We start from the raw sequence: 20,234 nt of genomic DNA on the forward strand, positions 1-20,234 counted from the left end.
GCCCGCTCCTAACCATGCCATTATATGTGTTAATAATTGACGTTCAAGGAAAATAAACTTTAAAAATGTAGTGGATAATTCCTGTATGAGTCAGATATAATCCCCTCGATCGCCTCTGTTTTGTGGAAGTTGTGGCAATAAGGCTAGGTATATATCCCGGGACTTTCGATCCCATAACATTTGGGCACATAGATATAATCAAGAGGGCCAGCAACCTGGTGGATGAGCTTGTTATTGCTGTTGCGAAAAGCGTGGTAAAGGAGACTATATTCTCTGCAGACATGCGTGCGGCCATGATAGGGCGTGAGATGCAGGATCTTGGAATTAGTGCAAAGGTTGAAGTCTTCGATGGATTGCTGACCTACTTTGCTCAAAGTAGGGGTGCCCAGGTCATCATCCGCGGGTTAAGAGCAGTGTCTGACTTTGATTACGAGTTTCAAATGAGTTGGATAAATTACAAACTTGTTCCTGGAGTGGAGACTGTATTTTTGCCAGCTGCGAAAGATACTCAGTTTATTTCCTCAAGTTTTGTTAAGGAGGTTGCTCGCCTTAACGGGGATGTAAGCACGTTTGTGTCGGAAAACGTGAAAAAATATCTTGTAGAGTTTTACTCCAAAGCTCCATGTGCCACCTGAGGCTATATTCACCGCGGGCAGGCGTAGGCTTCGGCCTTGTTCCGGTTAGGAAGTGATTCCACGCTCGGATAGGAACTTTTCCGCATCTAGCGCCGCCATGCACCCCGTACCTGCGGCTACTACAGCCTGGCGATATACTTTGTCGCGCACGTCTCCGGCTGCAAATATTCCCGGGCAACTCGTTGCTGTGTTGTCAGGGGAGGTGACCACATAACCATCTGGATCTAGCTCTACGTGGCGCCCTGGCATATCGGCCAATACCTGGGTGTTCGGCTTGTGACCTATTGCTATGAACACGCCCGAGGTTTCCAGGATTCTTGTGCTTCCGTCTTGTGTGGATTCCAATAACAGCGCGGCTACTTTCTTGTTTTCCTTGTCACCAAGTATTTCCTTTACTACGCTGTTCCACACGACTTCAATTTTGCTATTCTCAAACAATCTGTTCTGCATGACGGCCTCTGCACGCAGCTTGTCTCTCCTGTGGATTAAAAACACTTTACTTGCGCTCCGTGTTAAATAAATTGCCTCCTCGACCGCTGTGTTCCCACCGCCTATTACCGCCACTACCTCTCCCTTAAAAAACGAGCCATCACAGGTGGCGCAGGCGGATACGCCCTTTCCCATAAAAAATTGCTCGCTATCCATCCCAAGCCACTTAGCCTGTGCCCCGGTCGCGACGATTATGCTATACGCGTAGTATTCCTCCCCAAACATGCTAGTGCACTTGAAAGGGTACACATTGGCATCTATTTGTGTTATCTCATCCATCACCTCGGTAGCACCGCAATGCAGCGCCTGTTGTTTCATATGCTCCATTAGCTCTGGGCCCTGCACCAGCGAGAACCCCGGATAATTTTCAACATCGGTTGTTATCGTCAGTTGGCCCCCAGGTTGCATTCCAGTTACCAGTAGAGGCTCCAAATTTGCTCTTCCAGCATAGATTGCGGCAGTACACCCCGCCGCACCGGAGCCCATTACTAATACCTTTACAGGGGCCTTAGCTTGCGGATGTCGTCCCGTCATTCCTGAGGGCCCAGGCTATCCGCGTGGGACTGTAAATAGTGCTCAACGCCGTGCTGAGTTGCTTCCATGGCTGCCTTTCCCTCGGTCCACCCCGCTGGGCACACTTCACCATGCTTTTTGTGGTGAGCTATTGCATCTACGATTCTGAGCACTTCGTCGATGTTTCTTCCTATCGGTAGGTCATTCACCGAGTGGTGGCGAACTATAAAATTCTCATCAATTATTACAGTTGCCCTTAGAGCAACTTTTCCACCGTATAATACCCCGTAACTCTCCGATATAGTATGTGAATCATCGGCTACCAAGGGGAAGCTTACCATATCTATTCCACCTTTCTCTACGGGGGTGTTGCGCCAGTGGCAATGTGCGAATTCAGAATCTGTACTTATTCCTATAACCTCGGTGTTACGCGCAGTGAACTTGGGTACTCTGCCGTGTAGAGATAATATCTCAGTAGGGCACACAAAAGTAAAATCCCGCGGGTAAAAAAAGAGCACCGCGCACTTACCAGCGATATACTTACTCAGATTTAAATCGCACACCTTACCGTTGGACATAACCGCCCTGGCAGTGAAGTCTATAGCCTCTTTTGTTACTAAACTCATAAAAATTCTCTGCAAAAACAACCTTGTGGGATCATACTACAAATGCCGTGTGCCCAACAACGAGTTTTTAGCAATTGTGTGTGCCTCAAAACAACAGCTTGCAGAGCCGTGTTTGCGTGGTGGATGGGTGTGCGCTCACACACAACTTTCCTATGCCATGATGTGTGGTTCTTGTCAGTTAGGACTGCGGGGCAAGGTGCGTTCGTGCTAAAATCTTGCAGCGTATACGTATTGCTGTAATAATGGCAGGCTTTTTGCCGCTATGGGTCTGCTTTTGGGCTTTAGTGCGTGGTTCCATTTGCGTCAAGGCGGTCTTGCAGTATGTATTGAGGGGCGTATGTTTCTAATTAGTGAGAGGCTCAGATGTGTAAAACCTTCTCCTACCTTGGAGGTCAGTAGGCTTGCTGCGGAGCTTAGGTCTCAGGGGGTAGATATAATATCTCTAGGTGCTGGGGAGCCGGATTTTGATACTCCAGATCACGTAAAAGAGGCGGCAATTGCTGCAATACATGCTGGCAAGACCAAATACGCGCCGGTAGATGGTATACCTGCGCTGAAAGAGGCGGTTGTACAGAGTATTAAGTCGGACTATGGCCTCACTTACTCTACGGATCAGGTTTTAATAGGTTCCGGAGCCAAGCAGTGCATATATAATTTGTTCATGGCTACGTTAGACCCAGGTGATGAAGTTATCATACCCGCGCCATACTGGGTTTCGTATACTGACGTGGTTAGTATATCGGGTGGGAAACCCGTAGTGGTGGATTGTGGGGAGGCTTTTAAGCTCACTGCTGACCTGCTCGAGGGTGCTATAACGCCAAGAACCAAGTGGCTGATAATTAACTCGCCATCTAATCCTACAGGTGTTGTTTACTCCAGGGATGATCTACGCGCCATAGCAGATGTGCTACTGAAGCATCCCACGGTGCATGTAATGGCGGATGATATATACGCAAAGCTGGTCTATGACGTCGAGTTTGTGAATATTTTGCAGGTCGAGAACGCCTTGTATGACCGAGTGTTTATCGTGAACGGGGTTTCAAAATCACACGCGATGACTGGATGGCGGATAGGGTATATAGCGGGCGATGCACGAGTGATCAAGGCAATGTCTACAATACAATCTCAAAGCACGACCACCGCGAATTCAATTGCCCAGGTTGCCGCGGTCACCGCTCTATCAGGCGATAGCGACTTTTTGGACTATCGACGCAAAATATTTTCCAAAAGGCGTGACATGGTAATGCAAGCTGTAGAAGATTCTAAGGTACTGAAAGCGCAGCTCCCCCACGGAGCATTTTACGTTTTTGTGTCATGCAAGAGGGCAGTTGGTAAGAGAGCGGGGGACTTTGTTATCGCTAATGATACGGATTTTGCAAAGTATTTGCTTCAGCATAAGGTTGCTGTCGTGCCAGGCGTAGCGTTTGGTGCACCAAACTTTTTTAGAATTTCATACGCACTGGCGGATGATGAACTGTCCCGAGCTTGTAGCAGAATAGTATCTGCCTGTGCTGCGTTGCTGTAGTGCGTGCTCGTGAGATATGCAGCGCGACTGTCGCAGATTTGCGCACGCGTCCCAGTAGACAGTGTTGGCGTAATTGCCCACCAGCATGCGCACGTAGCGGTTAGGTGGGGGTTTCTATTTACACAAAGATTAGCCACAAGCGCTGCTATACAAACAACATGGCGACGACTCTGCCTGGGGGGCTGCCACGCGGATGCCAAACGCTTGGCTATCCACCCATGGTGAGAAATAATCCCCCTATACTTCTTATATAGCCCGCGCCGCTAAACTCTCTCAAGCAGCTTTTTATTAATCTTGACGCTGTACCTGTTTATGAGGTGACCAAGCAGCTGCCTCCTGATGGATGATATTGCACTGCTGACGAAGTGTGCTTGAAACTCTTTTAGCTCCTTTTCGTTGACCTGGCTTGGGGTCTTGATTTCCTTAAGTGTTGCTATAAAAATCTTGTTTGCGCTTCGATCTACCACCCCCTCGCTCACATCACCAATGCGCATTTCAAACACTTGGTCTACAAGATCCTCAGGATAATTGCTGCCACCGCCCTTTTTCCTGTTTACTCTACTGATATTCTCACCTTTTTTTGTAACGATGCCCACAGCCTTGCTCGGACTTTCGCCCACTTTTAGTTTTGCTATCAAATCGCTAGAAATTTTGAGCATCTCACCAGCAACAAAAGCATCTTTCCACCTGTCTAGCAGCAAAGGTTTGCTCTCATCGAAAGTTCTGGCCCGTGAGGGTATTACACCTGTTACTATGACGCTAAAATACGCATTGCCAATGCTGACGAAATGTGAAGGTTTACCTACCTGAGAGGAAAACGCAAGGGCTGGTAGAGCCCCAACTATGCCCGGAAAGGATGACTCCTCCGCATATGTGTGGCTTTTACCCGCGGGGTCCTGCCCGTTACTGTCAAAGTTCCTCAAAATACCCATAGTGGGCTTTTTGAACACGTCTGCGACTTCGGAGAATGATGTAGCACCATGGCTTATTATCTCATTAGCCTTCCTGACGCCGGCGGAAAACAACTCTCGAGCTTTCTGCTTTTTTATGCTCATTGCAACCTTTTCCTTGAGCTTTTTCAGATCTCCTGCGGAGATAGGATGCTTGTTCAAAATCTTCATGATATGCCATCCCACAACGCTGCGGAAGACCTCGCTTACCCCCCCTTTGTCGAGATTAAACACCGTGTCTCGGACCCCGACCGGCAAAAGCTCCTTGGTGACGTTCCGCAGGGTAACTTCCTCCACTGTTGTGCCTAGGTCTTTAACCACCGCTTCGAAAGTTTTTCCCGCCTTGATAGCTTTATAGGCAGCTCTTGCTTCGTTCTCACTAGGAAACACGAGATTTAAAACATCTCTCTGATCATGAAGTTCGCTGTTTTTGATTTCACTTTCCACCTCGTCATCAGAAGCTGTAACCTCCCTCAGTGCGTCATCCTCACTGATAATCATGTATTCTGCGCTTCTATACTCGGGCATAACCAGCTCGCCATTTTTGGTGCCCTCGCTGTACATTGCCTCTAAATCACTGTCGGTAGGTGTCGGAGTGTTTCCCACGGCGCTTGGTGAGATTTCTACCACGTCTGCCACGCGGGACTGCATAATGCCGCGCAGAACATCTTGCGCAAACCCGTCGTAATACTGTGAGTACACCTCACCGGACCTTGGGAAAATACATTCGGATAATACAAATGCCGGAAGAGAGCCGCGCACCTTTCCTATGTATGAAGCCTCAGTCATTCCTGCATCGGCCAAAAGGTCCCTAAACCTTTGTTCGTCCAACTTTCCGTTTTTGTCTTGGAACATGGGCATGTCCCCTATCAAGTCTCTGATGCTTTTATTACTTACTCGCAGGTTTAGCTCCCTCGCGAACTTTTCCAGCACCATGTCGTCAACCATCCTGCTAAGCGTCATCTCCTTAACGCCGAACCGCTGTATGTCGTCTTCAGAAAGTTTTTGACGCACCAAACTCTCTATGTACGCAAGCTCTCCTTGGTAAGCCGTGCTGTATTCCCTGAGCGATAGGCAGCTCGAACCCACTTTCGCCACACATCTGTCACTTGCGGCATTGCCAAAAGGCAGGACACTACCGAACGTTACGAACACGAAAGCGGACAACACCGCGGCGAGAACCGCGCCCACGAAAACGTTTCTGAGCCTCATAGCAAGCCACCAGCAGACCGACCTGTCTCGAGGAATATAGCAAGCAGCGACAATCTGCAAGTTTTTTCTCGCGGCACGACTGTGAGTTATGGGGCCGTAACAGCGGCGCGCCCGCTTGCAGTTACTATATTGTAGTGGGTGTGGGCTCCCTTTTCAGTACGAGCTGTGTCTAGACCCTAGGTATAAGAACGAGAATAAATCGGAGTAAGCGGAGTTTCCGGCAATTTGTGCGATAGTTTGTACACAAGAAACTCAGCGGCGATTCTGGCATTTGTGCTATCAGGAATGTTGCAACAGCGAAGTGTGGTATAACCGTCTTCAGATATTAAACTGCGTTCAGTTATGGTAGCGTCGGTAATAGGAAGCAATTTGCTGTTAAACACCTGGCTGTACGCGCGGCTGTCGTTGGGCAAATCTACGATGGATAGTATGTTTCCATCTATGGAACCGTGTTTTGATATAAGATATGCCTGGAGCTCAAGCAAGGTCACCGCATGTATGGGAATGTTTGAAACTAGCCTGAACCCCTGTAAGGCGGCGAGAGAAGCCCTCAAGCCGGTAAAGCTGCCCGGTCCAACAGTGGCCACAGTATGGGTAAGGTCAAGGTAAGTAAATCCGGAATCTGCAAGCGCAGAATCAATTAGAGACAGCAAAAACTCGGCATGCCTATTGTGCATAGGGCTAACTGCCTCAGAGAATTTTTGCCTATTTACATCAAACACCGCAACAGCGCACTGAGCGCCGGAGGCGTCCAACGCCATCACCTTCACCTTCGTACTTCCACAGACAACGGCTTTTTAGCGAGCAACAGCCTATGGGCTTTTGTAAATAGTATTGCAAATGCTCCATTTCCAAAAATGTTTACAAGCGTGATTCCCGGGTCACAAAGAACGTACAACGTGGTTATGAGGGATAACATGGTAGGGGAAAAGTGTAGATACTTTTCTATTATGGGCAGCATTACTATCACCCCACCTCCGGGTACTCCCACTATTGCGAACATGGATATCAGGAAACAGAGCATGAACAAAATGGCGTCAGACGCGGTAACGTACTCCATGCTGCCGAAAGTACCTGATATTACTAGTGACATTATTATGGTGAAAAAGCAGTCTCCCAACATATGTATGTTAATCACGGCAGGTACTGCTATGTCTACGATGTCTGGGTTTGCAGAGTCTTTCTTCACCGATTTTATAATCAAAGGTAGGGAGATGAGGCTAGACATGGTAGTGAAGCCAACTAGCGCGGCAGGTACCATATTTTTGAGCATCGACACGGCTTTGCGTATAATGAAGCGCTCACCTACACAGTAAAATAGAACGATGTATGTAGACACAGCAAGTAGCATATAGAACCCCACCTCCGCATTGTCGCGGAGCACTTGTGACAGCTGGTCGCTCTGCATTTTAAACACGAGCCCAACAATAAAAAGAGGAATAATGGGCGTGAAAATTTTCTCCAAGACAAACGCACTAATGCACGACAAAGTAGTGGCGACCTTTTCTGATTTCTGTGGGAAAAACTTTGGTAAAATAACCCCGCACAAGAACCCTGCGATCACGGTCTTGATCGTGCTAACCAAAGGAGGGAGGTGAAACACATATGAAGGCTCTAGCCCGCCGCCTGTTGCCGCACTTTGAAGTATTACGGTTTTGCTGGTAGATGCGATGTACTTACCAACACAATACGCCGAAGATATTGATGCTGCATTCGAGAGCATAACCATGGCAATTAGCAGCACTACTATTTTGACTGCATTGCCGCTTTGTAGCCGGCTTACTGATCGAAAAACGATACCGAACACTATAAATGGCAGTAAGAATACCAATACCTCTTTTATGGACAAACTTACCGCGTACGAAAAAGACCGAACGCCATGCGGCACAAAATCTGCGAACGTGAATGCCAGTAATGATAGTACCAGCAAAAACCCAAACCTCAGGGAGTGTTTATTGAACATATGTATCCAATCGCGCAAAAAGGTCCCGCGTCTGCGTGCAAGCCGATGCCAGCACATACGCTATTGTATGGGACTGAAGTCGCTATGGTATATCTTAAGTTTGTTCATGTAAATAAATTTTTTTAGCCATGAATCTCAATTTAGTAATATGAAAAAAACATTTGTTAGCGTGTGCGACGAGATGCATCATTCCGTTTGGGTTTTGTCTCCTGATGAAAAAGCAGGTTATGCACTCTTGCAAACAGTACTGAGAATGCCCCATTGCCGAACACGTTTACCGCAGTGATGAGAGGATCAAGCAGAATAAAAAGTGTGGTAGCAAGAGAAAGCATGGTAGGCGAAAAATGCAAATACTGCTCGATAATTGGAAACATAAGCACTAATCCCGTCCCAGCGACTGCGGCCTCGGCAAACTTCATCAATACCACATACACCAAGAAGTGTGCGTAGTCAGAGGTTGTAACGACCTCTGTGCCAAGCGTTGCTACCAGCAGCGGCAACAACATTACAGAGACAAAACAGTCTCCAAGTAGGTGTATGTTTACGGAGCCTGGAACGGATATGTCTGCAATATGTGGGTGCTTGATGCTCTTTTTCACGGCGGCGAGCGTTACTGGCATGGTAAGCAGACTGGACATTGTGCCCAGCCCAGTAACAATCGCTGGAAGCATGTTCTTCATCGTTCCAAGGGCTTTCCGTAACGAAAAACCGCTCCCTGCAAAATACAGGAATGCGGAGTACAAAAACGCAGAAGCAAAGATGTATACCACAACTCCCGCATTGTCCTGCAAACTGGTCAGCGCCCCTTCGCTCTCCATCCTAAAGGCAGACCCTAGTATGAATATTGGAAGTACAGGTGCAAATATCCGGTCAAGAATAAAAACGCTCAAGTTGGACAACTTTTCAGATAAGATTATGGACTTTTTGCCCAATACCGCAGGGAGTATTATCCCGCATGTGAAACCGAGCGCCAGTGCCTTTGCGCTGCTGATCAGAGATGGCAAATGGAAAGTGGTATATAGCGGCTCTAGCGCGTGTATGTTCTGTTGTATGCCTGAGATTATTGAGCGGGTTGCTGAAGCTGATAGGTAACTTCCGAGGAAATGTGCCACGGCCACCGATGCGGAATTTGACAGCGCGACCATTGCAATTAGGAGTAGTAATGTCTTTACGGCGCTATCCCCCCGCAACTTACTTGTGGAGTGAAAAACAATGCTGAAAACTACCAGTGGAAGCATGAACACCAAAACCTCTTTGATAGAGAGGCTAGCTGCGTAGCACAGGGACTTTATCGTGTAAGGAACGTAGTCCGCAAAGCAAAATGCAGCCACCAACACCAGCAGGAGGAACACAAGCTTGAGCGACTGAGTAATAGCCATATGCAAAAACAGGAACAATAAACTGGGAGGTGTACCCTAAGCACGCGCCCTGGACGACTCGAACGCCCGACCTTTTGATCCGTAGTCAAATGCTCTATCCATCTGAGCTAAGGGCGCATCTAAGCAACCGGTAGGTTATAGATTAAACGCGCTTGTGTAAACAAAATTCTTTTAGAAACTTACGTTTTTACCGGGCCTTGAATCAGCAAAAAACCAGAGATTATTGTGTAGTTGACAAACGTAGTTACTGCTTGTGGCGCTTCAGCTGCGGTGCCATGGCATGTTGTGTGTGAAGCAAGAACTCCAGAATCGATTTGTCAACAAGTTTAAATGTTTGTGTGATGCACAAAATTGTTGTTAACATTCGACAAGAGTTGCGTCCTGCACTTCACTTTGTAGTGCGTAGAGATAGAATGTGGTGCCGAATTGTTTAAGAATTTGAGGATAAAGGCCATTAAACCCGCAAGGTTTAGGTCAGTACTCTTAATTTTCTGCGGTGTTGTGTTGTACTGCACGTACCCGCTATATGAGATGAAAATTGCGCAACTACGTGCCGAAACGGCAGATTTGTGTGTTTCCGTTGCGCAGAAGGTGCAAGATGTGCTGAAGTGGCATCGCTCTAATACCGTTGTGTGTGACGGTAGCATAGCTCAAGATGAGGCCGTGGATTCCGGTGGAGTGTTGGTTAAGATCCTCGCCAAGGAAAATGACCACTTGAAGCAGATGCTAAACTTCCTTTCCTACCACGCAGATGTCAGTTACATCACAACGCGTGCAGTTGTTGTTTATGATGGTACCCAGGAACATGTCTTTTTACCCATAGGGCGCAGAGAGGGAATTCAGGATCAGCAGGCCGTTGTTACCAGCCAGGGGCTTATAGGCAAAACCACTGATGTAGGAGAACATAGCGCCAGAGTACTACTTATCGAGAGCAAGGATTTTCGCGTTCCGGTGATGGTTGTGGAAAGTGGTGTAAATGCCATACTGGCCGGTTCAGCCGAGGGTCTTGTACTAACCCATTTGTCTTCTAGTAATACTGAGCTTCATGACGGTGATTTGGTAATTACTACCGGGAATGATGAAGGATTTCCTCACGGAATATACGTGGGGCATATACTGGCTCAAAAGAAGGTGGTGACGCCGGTAAACCTGAGGGAAATAGGCGTGGTAAGTGTGGTAAGTGCGAAGCACGTGCACGGCGAGGATATTGACTAGTCCAACGTACGTGGCACGGCTGCGGGCGTCATAAATGTTCAAGAGTGCTCTGCTTGTTACCGTAATTTAGAGAGAAGGCGCTGCATTCCCTTGCATATGGCACAAACCATCAGATAGTCGGGTGTGGAAGCCTCAATCCTGCTTGAACAGTACGTGTGACAGGGCATCCATCTCTTCCAGCACCTTGCCCGTGCCCAATGCTACGCAGCACAGCGGGTTAGACGCAACGGCAACCGGAAGCCCAGTAGTTTCAGCTAGCAATTTATCTAGGTTCTTGAGCATACCACCCCCGCCGGAGACCATAATGCCCTTATCCATGATATCGGAGGACAACTCGGGGGGTGTGCACTCTAGCGCAACCCGAACCGCGGATACTATCTGCCCCACTGGTTCTATCAGGCTCTCCGCAACCTGCCTTTCCGATAGGTGTACCTCCTTTGGTACGCCATCAGTAAGGTCTCTTCCTTTTACAATAACAGTGTCGCCGTCTCCTGATTCTGGTGGGCAGGCAGACCCAATGCTCTTCTTGATTCTCTCCGCGGTCGTCTCACCTACCAAGAGGTTATAATGCTTTCTTATGTAAGACGCTATAGCCTCATCCATTAGGTCTCCACCACTCCGTACCGAGCGAGAATATACTATCCCTCCCAAGGATATGACAGCCACCTCGGTCGTCCCACCACCCACATCAACGATCATCGATGCTTCAGGTTGGGTGACTGGCATTCCAGCGCCAATTGCGGCAGCCATAGGCTCTTCTATCAGAAAAACCTCTCCCGCTCCTGCGCCTTCGGCCGCGTCTTGTATAGCGCGCCTCTCAACGGGGGTGGAGCCAGAGGGGACGCATATCACTACCGTGGGGCTGTTTATGGTTCTGCGCTTGCTGGCGTTTCTAATGAAGAATTTTATCATTTCCTCTGCGCCTTTGAAATCAGCAATGACTCCATCCTTCAACGGACGTATGGCTTCGATGCCACCGGGAGTCTTCCCCAGCATCATTTTCGCCTTGGCCCCGAACGCATACGGGACGTAATTGCCTCTTTCCTTCAGGATAGCCACCACGGACGGCTCATTAAGCACTATACCCCTACCTTTAACGTATACTAGGGTGTTTGCTGTTCCCAGGTCAATTGCCATGTCACTAGCGAAAAGCCCGCTGCAGGACAAAGCATGCACGCACCGATCGAAAAAACTTACCGCCCGCAAGTTCAGGGCATCGGGCAATAGATCTAGACTCACCATAATAATATACCACAGTAGGAAACCAGCACCTACCGCCGTGCAGCCACAACCCAACAGCACACACGCCCGGCGGCGCACACATGCATACACACTTATATAACACATATAGAATCAAAAGCACGTCCTGAGTCCAAATTTTTTATGCCAATAAAGGATATTGTGTTTTTTTGCTGCGGTAAGTTGCAAAGGCTGCTAACGTATAGATCATGAGAGCTTAGCCAGGTGCGGAATAATTGCAGGGTGCGAGGATAAAATATGGGTGGCTGAACGTAGATAAGCCTCTTCATATGAGTTCTGGTGGCGTGGTTGGCAGAATAAGGAGGATTCTTAATTGCAAAGTTGGCCATGCGGGTACGTTAGATCCTCTAGCAACTGGGGTATTGCCCATTGCTGTGGGTGAGGCAACGAAAACCATACCATATGCGGTTGATGGGTTAAAGTCGTACGCAGTTACGGTACAATGGGGGTCCCAACGCTCTACTGATGATGCTGAGGGTAAGGTCATCAAGACAAGTAGCCTGAGGCCGAGTGTAGACAGCATAAAAGAGGCTCTAGGCCAGTTTGTGGGGAATATACAGCAAGTGCCTCCCGCATTTTCCGCGGTTAGGGTGCGGGGAGTGAGGGCGTATCATCTTGCAAGAAGGGGGGAGGCTGTTTCGCTGCCGCCCAAGGAGGTATGCATAATAAGCATAGACTTGCTATCAGTGGATGAAGAAAGAAACACCGCGAATTTCCTGATTATATGCGAAAAGGGAGTGTACATTCGCTCATTCGCGCGCGATCTAGGCATATCCCTCGGGTGTTTGGGATATGTTTCCTCTTTGCGGAGGAAGAGTGTGGGGTTTTTCTCAGAAGAAAATTCCGTAACGTTAGACAGATTAGAGGCATTGGTGAATGCTGATTCTTTGGACGAAGTGCTACTTCCGATATCGTGCGTTATGGGAGATGCCCTTCTAAAGCTATGCGTAGATGCGGAAGTAGCGGAGATTGTGAAAAAGGGACAAAGCGTGAGTCTACGGCGTACAAGCTTAAATGGCTTGTATGCCGCTGAGAATTATGATATGTGTTACCTAAGCCGGGTGGGTGGCGTTCCTGTCGCTGTCTGCAAGGTTGTAAATGGCACCGCTAGGCCGGTGCGTGTTTTTGATGTCTAAAGTTCTTTATGTAGCCGAGAGGAGGACCTTGCGTTTTTATGTCTATTACACCTACTAGAAAATCTGAATTGATCTCCGAGTACAAGGTTAAAGATGGGGATACGGGTTCCGCGTATGTACAATGCGCCATTCTCTCGGAAAGGATACGCAATCTGACTGAGCACTTGAAGGTGCACAAGAAGGATTTTCACTGCAGGCGCGGCCTCATGGTGCTTGTTTGTAAGAGGCGCAAGGGGCTTCAATATATCAGGAACAAATATGGGAATGATGCGTATCTGGACTTAGTCAAGAAGCTTGGCATAAGAGATGTATTTCATTGATGTTGTTGTTTGTGCGCTGTAAGCGCTTTTTAGAGGGTAGGAATTGTTGGTATGTTTGATATAACGAGGAAGTGTGTAGAGTGGGGAGATAGGCCGTTAGTTATTGAGAGTGGTAAGATAGCTCGTCAAGCGGATGGTGCGGTTGTTGTTGATTATGGGGGGACTTCTGTACTGTCGACCGTTGTCTCGCAGAAATCCAAGGAGCCGGTTGATTTTTTGCCGTTGACAGTTCAGTTTCTTGCGAAGAGTTATGCTGTAGGTAGGATTCCAGGTGGGTTCTTCAAACGGGAGGGTAAGCCCTCTGATAGAGAAACTCTGATTTCAAGGTTGGTTGATAGGAGTATCAGGCCGCTGTTTCCCACAGGGTTTTGCGACGAGATTGTTATTGTATGCAATTTGCTGTCTTACGATCAGGCGAGCCCACCGGAAACCGTGGCGCTCATAGGTGCTGCGGCGGCTTTGGCTATATCGGGGATACCGTTTCCTGTGCCCATAGCTGGTGCGAAGATTGGCTATATTAGAGAGGAAGAGCGCTACATATTGAACCCATCGGCTGAGGAGTTGACCAGGAGCGAGCTCGACATGTTTTATTCGGGCACCAGGAGCTCTGTGGTAATGGTGGAGTCGGAGGCATCTGAGCTCTCTGAAGAAGAAATGCTGGGTGCTTTGACATTCGGGCACGGAAATTGCGCTCAGGTATTGGATTTGATAGAGGAATTTGCTGAAGCTGCGGGTCCGAAAAGTGCTGTTGAGTTTGTTCCGCACGACATAGGCAAGGTGGTATCGGATATAAATAGTGATTATTCTGAGAAGTTTTCGGTTGCGTATGGTGACCATAACAAGAAAACCAGAGTGCTCCAGCTTGATGCTGCCAGGGAGGGTTTGTACTCAGATTTGTGCAAGAAACACGTTGACGGGAGCGGTGAGTATACTGAGCAAGAGGTCCTTTTAGCGATAAAAACATTCGAGCGGTCTTTGGTGCGTTCTAGGGTTTTGGACACACTTAAGCGCGTTGATGGCAGAGGCTTCGATCAGATACGCAACATTGAAATAGAAGTCGATTTAATCCCTAGGTCTCACGGCTCCGCGCTGTTTACCAGGGGTGACACTCAGGCGTTGGTGATAACCGCGCTTGGCACTCCGCAGGATGAGCAGGTGGTTGATGGTTTCGATGGAGACCGGAGAGAGAGGTTTTTGTTGCATTATAACTTTCCATCTTATGCGGTTGGTGAGGCTGCAGCGCTTCGTCCTCCAGGTAGGAGGGAGATAGGGCATGGAAAACTCGCTTGGCGGGCTATTCACCCGGTTTTGCCGACAAAGGCGGATTTCCCCTACACCATTAGAGTTGTGTCCGAGATTACTGAGTCTGACGGGTCCTCCTCCATGGCCACAGTGTGCGGTGCATCTCTTGCGCTTATGGATACTGGTGTGCCGCTCAAGTCCTCAGTGGCCGGCATCGCTATGGGCCTTATTAAAGAGGGTGATAGGTACGCAGTACTCTCTGACATTATCGGAGATGAGGATTATCTTGGGGACATGGACTTCAAGGTTGCCGGGACCAAAGAGGGTATTACCGCCCTTCAGATGGATATGAAAATAAGGGGGATAGGTTTTGACATCATTGAAAAATCTCTTCAACAAGCCAGGGACGGCAGGCTGTTCATCATAGGTAAGATGGATAAGGTGATCAAAGAGTCCAGGGATAGGGTGCGAGACCATGTGCCCAGGATGGAGTCTATGGTTATTGATAAGAGCAAGATCAAGAACGTTATAGGTACCGGTGGGAAGAACGTCAGGGAGATTTGTGAAAAGACGGGCGTTAAGATTGAAATATCCCAGGATGGTACCGTGATGATATACGCCGTGAGTAGGGATGCCGTTGAAGAAGCAAAGAACATGATAATGTGCATAGTCTCCGAGCCTGAGGTCGGTAAGGTTTTTAGCGGTGTGATCAGCGAAATCGCCAAGTATGGCGCGTTTGTTAGCTTCTTAGGTGGTAGAAGGGGGCTTGTGCATATTAGCGAGATAAAAAACGAACATATAGGTTCGGTGTCTGATGTACTCGCAGTTGATGATAAGGTAAAAGTCCTTGTCATCGGTATTGATAAGGACCATGTGCAGCTTTCAATGCGTAGGGTTGATCAAGACAGCGGGGATCTTCTGGATCATGAGCCGTATTCTTCTCATAAGAAGAATGGCTCACAGTCTGTAGACACTTGCGGCGCTTCTTCCGGATTTCGGGACTACTCTTCAGGCCTTGCTAGGGAGAGGAGACGGAGCGGCGGCAGTGGTGGTGGCGGTAGACCTGTACGTCGTCGTAGTGCTGGAAGCTCAGGTGGCGGCGGCAGTGGGGGGTATTACAGTGTTCCCCCGCATGTTGGCACTCCCGATCCAGTAAATGGTAACGATAGACGTAGGGGCAGTGGGCCCCAGCATGCTTCTGGTGGCAACAAAAAGCCTAGGTTCTTTTAAGCTTAGGTGTTTGATAGGGGGCTCGTAAGGCGCCGCAGGACCCGTGTAGGCTCTGCCTCGGCGCCGCTTTTTTTCGAGGTAGCCACTCTTATTTGTTATAGGGTGGCTATTCTCTTGCAGAATTGTCCCGTCAGCGTGCTAGTCTTGGGGTGCAGAAACGGCCTCGTGGCAAGTGAGTTGTCGCGCATTTTGCCTGATGGTTCAAGCGTGGTGCAGTGTGATGTTTCGCTCGAGGTGCTTACCGGCGTAAGCGGGGAACTCCTAGTTGTTGCTGACGAAGAAGCGCTACCCTTCAGGGAAGGCAGCTTTGACTTTGTCATCAGCAATCTTTCCCTACACAATATAAATGATGTACCTGGGGTATTCGCCCGGATCTGCTCCATTCTTGCGAAGAACGGGGTTTTCATTGCAGCAACTTTTGGCAGTAGGACTCTATACGGCGTTAAAATAGCCTTGGCTTCTGCCGAGGGAGTGCGTGTTGCGCCTAGAATCCAACCCTTTCACTCCACCCCCTATATGCTTGAATGTCTACAACTTTGTGGCTTTTCCGGGCTTGTCGCAGAAGTTCATGTTATTGAAATGGCTTATAATAGCCTGTATGACCTATTTCATGCCCTCAGAAACATGGGGGAGGGCAACACTCTACACCGAAGTTACGAGCCGCTAGGTAGGGGTGTTATGGAAAAGGCGTGGTGCATATATAAGCAGTCAATGGGTAGGGATGGCGCCGTTCGTGTTCCCGTGCAGTTTGAAATTGTGACGCTAAGGGCCGTAAGCAGAAACTAACTGCCACATATCCTCAGAGGTTGCATGACCAACTACCTGTGGAGCAACAGGGAGGGTCACAGGATCAAGTTAGTTCATCAGGACAAGTTAGCTCATCAGAGCAGGGTAGTTCATCATATGTGATGGATACATCCTGGAGTACATTCAGTGGTGCAGCTACACCAGGAGGACAAGCTTCTAATCAGGAAGCTAGTCAGTCACCTGTGGAGCAACAGGAAGGGTCACAGGGTCAAGTTAGTTCATCAGGACAAGTTAGCTCATCAGAGCAGGGTAGTTCATCATATGTGATGGATACATCCTGGAGTACATTCAGTGGTGCAGCTACACCAGGAGGACAAGCTTCTAATCAGGAAGCTAGTCAGTCACCTGTGGAGCAACAGGAAGGGTCACAGGGTCAAGTTAGTTCATCAGGACAAGTTAGCTCATCAGAGCAGGGTAGTTCATCATATGTGATGGATACGTCCTGGAGTACATTCAGTGGTGCAGCTACACCAGGAGGACAAGCTTCTGGTGGCACAGTTGATTGGCAAAAAGCAATATCTGACAAGATCGGAAGCCAGGAGTACATGGATGCTGCTCGTTCCATCATAGCTGTAGGGATTTATGCTGCACAGACTGCGATAGCGAACAGCTTGGGTAGGCAGTCCCCAGGTGATTGTGAAGATGTTGAAAGGATAGTATTTGATAACCTTACACATAGCCACCTTCATGACAGTGGTCTTTCGCTGGGTTCCATAAGACTCATTTTCAGGAAGATTGAGGATGCACTTGAGTTACGTGATCAGAAAATTTGCGATGACTACGCCGGCCATCTTGCGCAGGCGGTTGTTGACGGCGCGCGGCTTGCGGCTGCCATTGAAAGTGGTTCTGCTGAAGGTAGAAGTCTCGTTGAGTTCATAAAAACAGTTGAGGATTCATATTCCGAGTACGGTGCTCTGGTAAGTAAAGAGTTTGATCGTAATGCCAAGATAAAAGAAGAGGACCTACGCGCTTTTGTTGACTTTGTATTGGGTAGTGTGCCGTACAATACAGGTGATGCAGCTGCGGCTAAAAGCATATTTGATACACTTTCCAGGTATGTTGAACAATACGGTGTATCGTACAGTTGGATAAGTGGTCCTAATGTCAGGTATTTGCGTGTGGCCGTATATGTCGCTGAGTGTGGTAATCTCCAAATAAGCGAGGCAGCGGTTACCGATGCAGTAGCTAGGTTCAGGACACTGCTGTCTGATACTCCCGTTACCAGTGTGCAGCAAGAGGAGACCATAGAGCTTGATCGCGGGACTGGGGCTCCGTCAGTTGATAGCTTTACTTCTGTAGTACGTGACAAGGTTGTTGGTCCCGCAAAGGAAATGGCGACAAAGGCCCATAGAGAAATACGCGAGAGGTATATGGTGACATCTTTCTCTGGCACTGAACGGCTTGTCATGACTATCTCAGCCCTTCTTGCCACAATATTTGCTATCTGCGCGTGTTTGGAGCCAGGGATAATAGGGGCGTCTGGCCCACTGGTTTGGGGTTGTCTTGCACTAGTTGCAGTGTTGCCGCTTCTTGGTATGGCTGTGCACACGGCAATTGATGCCAGGGATAAGAAAAAGACGTCTGGTTATGGGCAACGGGAACGTACTATATGGGAATTATTACGTTGAAAGGGGCGAGATAGTGACTTAAACTCTCTTAGGCGTTATTTTTGGGCTCATGGTGGGCAACGGCACTATACGGAATTTTGCTATTATAGCTCATATAGATCACGGAAAATCTACCCTGGCAGACAGGCTAATAGAGGCTTGTAACGCGTTGTCGGACCGCGATATGAAAGACCAGGTGCTCGATTCTATGGATATCGAACGGGAACGTGGCATAACTATCAAGGCCCAGACTGTGAGATTAACGTATGCTGCTAAAGATGGTGTTGTATACCATCTTAATCTTGTCGACACACCCGGGCATGTTGACTTTTCATATGAGGTCAGCAGAAGCCTAGCGGCATGTGAGGGATCATTACTCGTGATAGATAGCAGCCAGGGGGTTGAGGCTCAAACACTGGCTAACGTATACAAAGCAATAGAGAATGACCATGAAATTGTTACCGTGCTCAACAAGGCTGATCTCGCATCTTCCGATCCTGAAAAGGTAAAATTGCAAGTTGAGGAAATTATCGGCCTTGACGCCAGCGATGCCCTACTGATTTCCGCGAAAACCGGTATGGGTATTAGTGACGTATTAGAGGCGATAGTAAACAGGTTGCCAGCCCCTGTGGGGGATGCAAACGCTCCGCTGAAAGCCATCTTGGTTGATAGTTGGTACGATCCGTATCTTGGCATTGTCATTTTGCTGCGTGTAAAGGATGGGGTTCTAAAGAAGGGTATGAAGGTCACCATGCTGTCTACAGGAGGAGTGTACCAGGTAGACAATGTTGGAGTGTTTACCCCAAACAAACAGATGGTAGACTCTCTTTCTGTAGGTGAAATAGGATTCATCACTGCGGGGATTAAAGAAATAGCAGATTGTAAGGTCGGCGATACCCTGACTGAAGATTCTAGGCGGTGCGACAACCCTTTTCCGGGATTTAGGGCAACATGTCCAGTGGTTTTTTGTAGCCTATTTCCAGTGGATGCAAGCAGTTTTGAACATTTACGTGAAGCACTAGGAAAGTTGCAGTTAAATGATTCAAGCTTCACGTTCGATATGGAAAGCTCTACTGCGCTCGGCTATGGCTTTCGTTGTGGATTTTTGGGCATGCTGCATCTGGAAGTGGTGCAGGAAAGGTTGGAGCGCGAGTTTGATCTCGATCTTACTGCAACCGCACCCAGCGTTGTATATAGGGTTACCGACAAGCACCGCGTTACTAAAGAGGTGCATAATCCGAACGATCTGCCTGAATCTCACGAAATACTTGGGGTAGAGGAACCCTGGATTGCGGCGACAATTATGGTGCCTGATCAGTACCTTGGTTCAATACTCGCGCTTTGTAATGGCAAACGTGGTGAGAAAGTGGATTTGTCTTATACTGGCAACATGGCGCTGCTAAAATACCGTCTTCCTCTGGCAGAGGTGGTGTTTGACTTTTATGACTCGCTGAAATCCATCTCCAAGGGATACGCGAGTTTAGACTGGCACATAGATGGCTATATGCCAACAGAGATATCTAAACTTACTATTTTAATTAACTCCGAGCCTGTTGATGCGCTATCGTGCATAATCCATAAATCCAAAGTTGAGTCTCGAGGACGGGAGATATGTGAGAGGTTGAAAGATTTGATTCCCAGGCAGCAGTACAAAGTTGCGATCCAAGCTGCTGTAGGGGCGAAAATCGTAGCTCGGGAAACTATATCTCCCTACAGAAAGGATGTAACGGCTAAGGTGTATGGGCGCGATGTGACAAGAAAGATGAAACTCTTGGAAAAGCAGAAGAAGGGGAAAAAGAGGTTGCGATCTATTGGTAATGTCAATGTTCCCCAGAGCGCGTTCATCCAGGCTTTGAAGATGAAGGACTAAAATCCCAAGCTGGTGGCTGTATGGGTTTCTACGGTACGACGGCTTGTATGTTTTATTGTGCGTTACAGATCATGCTGGCGCAGACAGCTTTGCGACGCGTTTATCAGTAGCTGACCCGTCTTTTCTGTGAATGAGAGGTGTGGTCACTTAAAACGTATATATACGCTGGCGTACTTATTACTTTTGTCCCAACGCTTGATATCTATGGAGCGCGTGCTGGGTGTACAGCAGCAGAATTGGCACTGGTTGCTCGTT

General features: G+C 48.3%; 16 protein-coding genes and 1 tRNA gene. 9 read left to right on the top strand and 8 right to left on the bottom strand.

The window, feature by feature from the left end; all coding sequences use genetic code 11:
* Positions 1-122 precede the first annotated feature (122 nt).
* Entirely contained in the window at positions 123-635 is a 513-nt protein-coding gene (gene coaD, locus AOV_RS01765) for a pantetheine-phosphate adenylyltransferase (RefSeq protein WP_117374405.1), read from the top strand.
* A gap of 45 nt (positions 636-680) precedes the next feature.
* On the opposite strand, the gene trxB is transcribed toward coaD, so the two are convergent.
* Together trxB and AOV_RS01775 are read right to left on the bottom strand one after the other, a co-directional pair.
* The gene (gene trxB, locus AOV_RS01770) at positions 681-1,610 is read right to left on the bottom strand and encodes a thioredoxin-disulfide reductase (protein ID WP_117374406.1); all 930 of its coding nucleotides are present in this window, start codon (positions 1,608-1,610) and stop codon (positions 681-683) included.
* Positions 1,611-1,654: 44 nt separating this feature from the next.
* Positions 1,655-2,263 carry a peroxiredoxin gene (locus tag AOV_RS01775; RefSeq protein WP_075138894.1) on the bottom strand — a complete coding sequence of 203 codons (609 nt, stop codon included), beginning with the start codon at positions 2,261-2,263 and terminating at the stop codon, positions 1,655-1,657.
* A 337-nt stretch (positions 2,264-2,600) separates the two neighbouring features.
* On the opposite strand from AOV_RS01775, the gene AOV_RS01780 reads away from it, so the two are divergent.
* The gene (locus AOV_RS01780) at positions 2,601-3,788 is read left to right on the top strand and encodes a pyridoxal phosphate-dependent aminotransferase (protein ID WP_075139465.1); all 1,188 of its coding nucleotides are present in this window, start codon (positions 2,601-2,603) and stop codon (positions 3,786-3,788) included.
* Between the two features lie 263 nt (positions 3,789-4,051).
* Here the strand turns inward: AOV_RS01780 and AOV_RS01785 are convergent, their stop codons facing one another.
* From AOV_RS01785 to AOV_RS01805, 5 genes are all read right to left on the bottom strand, one after another.
* On the bottom strand, positions 4,052-5,950 hold the full coding sequence (locus AOV_RS01785) for a peptidylprolyl isomerase (RefSeq protein WP_075138895.1): 1,899 nt from the start codon (positions 5,948-5,950) through the stop codon (positions 4,052-4,054).
* A 176-nt stretch (positions 5,951-6,126) separates the two neighbouring features.
* Complete coding sequence (tsaB, locus tag AOV_RS01790; RefSeq protein ID WP_233497207.1) at positions 6,127-6,711, bottom strand: tRNA (adenosine(37)-N6)-threonylcarbamoyltransferase complex dimerization subunit type 1 TsaB; 585 nt, start codon at positions 6,709-6,711, stop codon at positions 6,127-6,129.
* 5 nt (positions 6,712-6,716) lie between these two features.
* Entirely contained in the window at positions 6,717-7,913 is a 1,197-nt protein-coding gene (locus tag AOV_RS01795) for a cation:dicarboxylate symporter family transporter (RefSeq protein WP_075138897.1), read from the bottom strand.
* Between the two features lie 164 nt (positions 7,914-8,077).
* The gene (locus AOV_RS01800) at positions 8,078-9,292 is read right to left on the bottom strand and encodes a cation:dicarboxylate symporter family transporter (RefSeq protein ID WP_075138898.1); all 1,215 of its coding nucleotides are present in this window, start codon (positions 9,290-9,292) and stop codon (positions 8,078-8,080) included.
* 43 nt (positions 9,293-9,335) lie between these two features.
* Positions 9,336-9,409 (bottom strand) — tRNA-Arg (locus tag AOV_RS01805).
* A gap of 291 nt (positions 9,410-9,700) precedes the next feature.
* Here AOV_RS01805 and mreC point away from each other — a divergent pair.
* Positions 9,701-10,507 carry a rod shape-determining protein MreC gene (mreC, locus tag AOV_RS01810; RefSeq protein WP_267896389.1) on the top strand — a complete coding sequence of 269 codons (807 nt, stop codon included), beginning with the start codon at positions 9,701-9,703 and terminating at the stop codon, positions 10,505-10,507.
* A gap of 132 nt (positions 10,508-10,639) precedes the next feature.
* On the opposite strand, the gene AOV_RS01815 is transcribed toward mreC, so the two are convergent.
* Positions 10,640-11,749: a rod shape-determining protein gene (locus tag AOV_RS01815; RefSeq protein ID WP_075139466.1), complete on the bottom strand. Its 1,110-nt coding sequence runs from the start codon at positions 11,747-11,749 to the stop codon at positions 10,640-10,642.
* Positions 11,750-11,982: 233 nt separating this feature from the next.
* Here AOV_RS01815 and truB point away from each other — a divergent pair, with 233 nt between their 5' ends.
* The 6 genes from truB (at position 11,983) to lepA (ending at position 19,979) form a co-directional block, all read left to right on the top strand.
* Positions 11,983-12,903: a tRNA pseudouridine(55) synthase TruB gene (gene truB / locus AOV_RS01820; RefSeq protein ID WP_075138899.1), complete on the top strand. Its 921-nt coding sequence runs from the start codon at positions 11,983-11,985 to the stop codon at positions 12,901-12,903.
* 38 nt (positions 12,904-12,941) lie between these two features.
* A complete protein-coding gene (gene rpsO, locus AOV_RS01825; RefSeq protein ID WP_075138900.1) occupies positions 12,942-13,223 on the top strand; it encodes a 30S ribosomal protein S15 in 282 nt (93 codons plus the stop codon).
* A gap of 51 nt (positions 13,224-13,274) precedes the next feature.
* Positions 13,275-15,695 (top strand): polyribonucleotide nucleotidyltransferase, encoded by a 2,421-nt coding sequence (pnp, locus tag AOV_RS01830; RefSeq protein WP_075138901.1) that lies wholly within the window; start codon positions 13,275-13,277, stop codon positions 15,693-15,695.
* A gap of 114 nt (positions 15,696-15,809) precedes the next feature.
* Positions 15,810-16,481, top strand: coding sequence for a class I SAM-dependent methyltransferase (locus tag AOV_RS01835; protein ID WP_233497210.1), 672 nt, complete (start codon positions 15,810-15,812; stop codon positions 16,479-16,481).
* 20 nt (positions 16,482-16,501) lie between these two features.
* The gene (gene msp1a, locus AOV_RS01840) at positions 16,502-18,130 is read left to right on the top strand and encodes a major surface protein MSP1 subunit alpha (RefSeq protein ID WP_147314692.1); all 1,629 of its coding nucleotides are present in this window, start codon (positions 16,502-16,504) and stop codon (positions 18,128-18,130) included.
* A 49-nt stretch (positions 18,131-18,179) separates the two neighbouring features.
* Positions 18,180-19,979: a translation elongation factor 4 gene (gene lepA / locus AOV_RS01845; RefSeq protein ID WP_075138904.1), complete on the top strand. Its 1,800-nt coding sequence runs from the start codon at positions 18,180-18,182 to the stop codon at positions 19,977-19,979.
* Positions 19,980-20,234 lie beyond the last annotated feature (255 nt).

The organism is Anaplasma ovis str. Haibei (genome assembly GCF_002214625.1).
GTDB classification, from domain to species: domain Bacteria; phylum Pseudomonadota; class Alphaproteobacteria; order Rickettsiales; family Anaplasmataceae; genus Anaplasma; species Anaplasma ovis.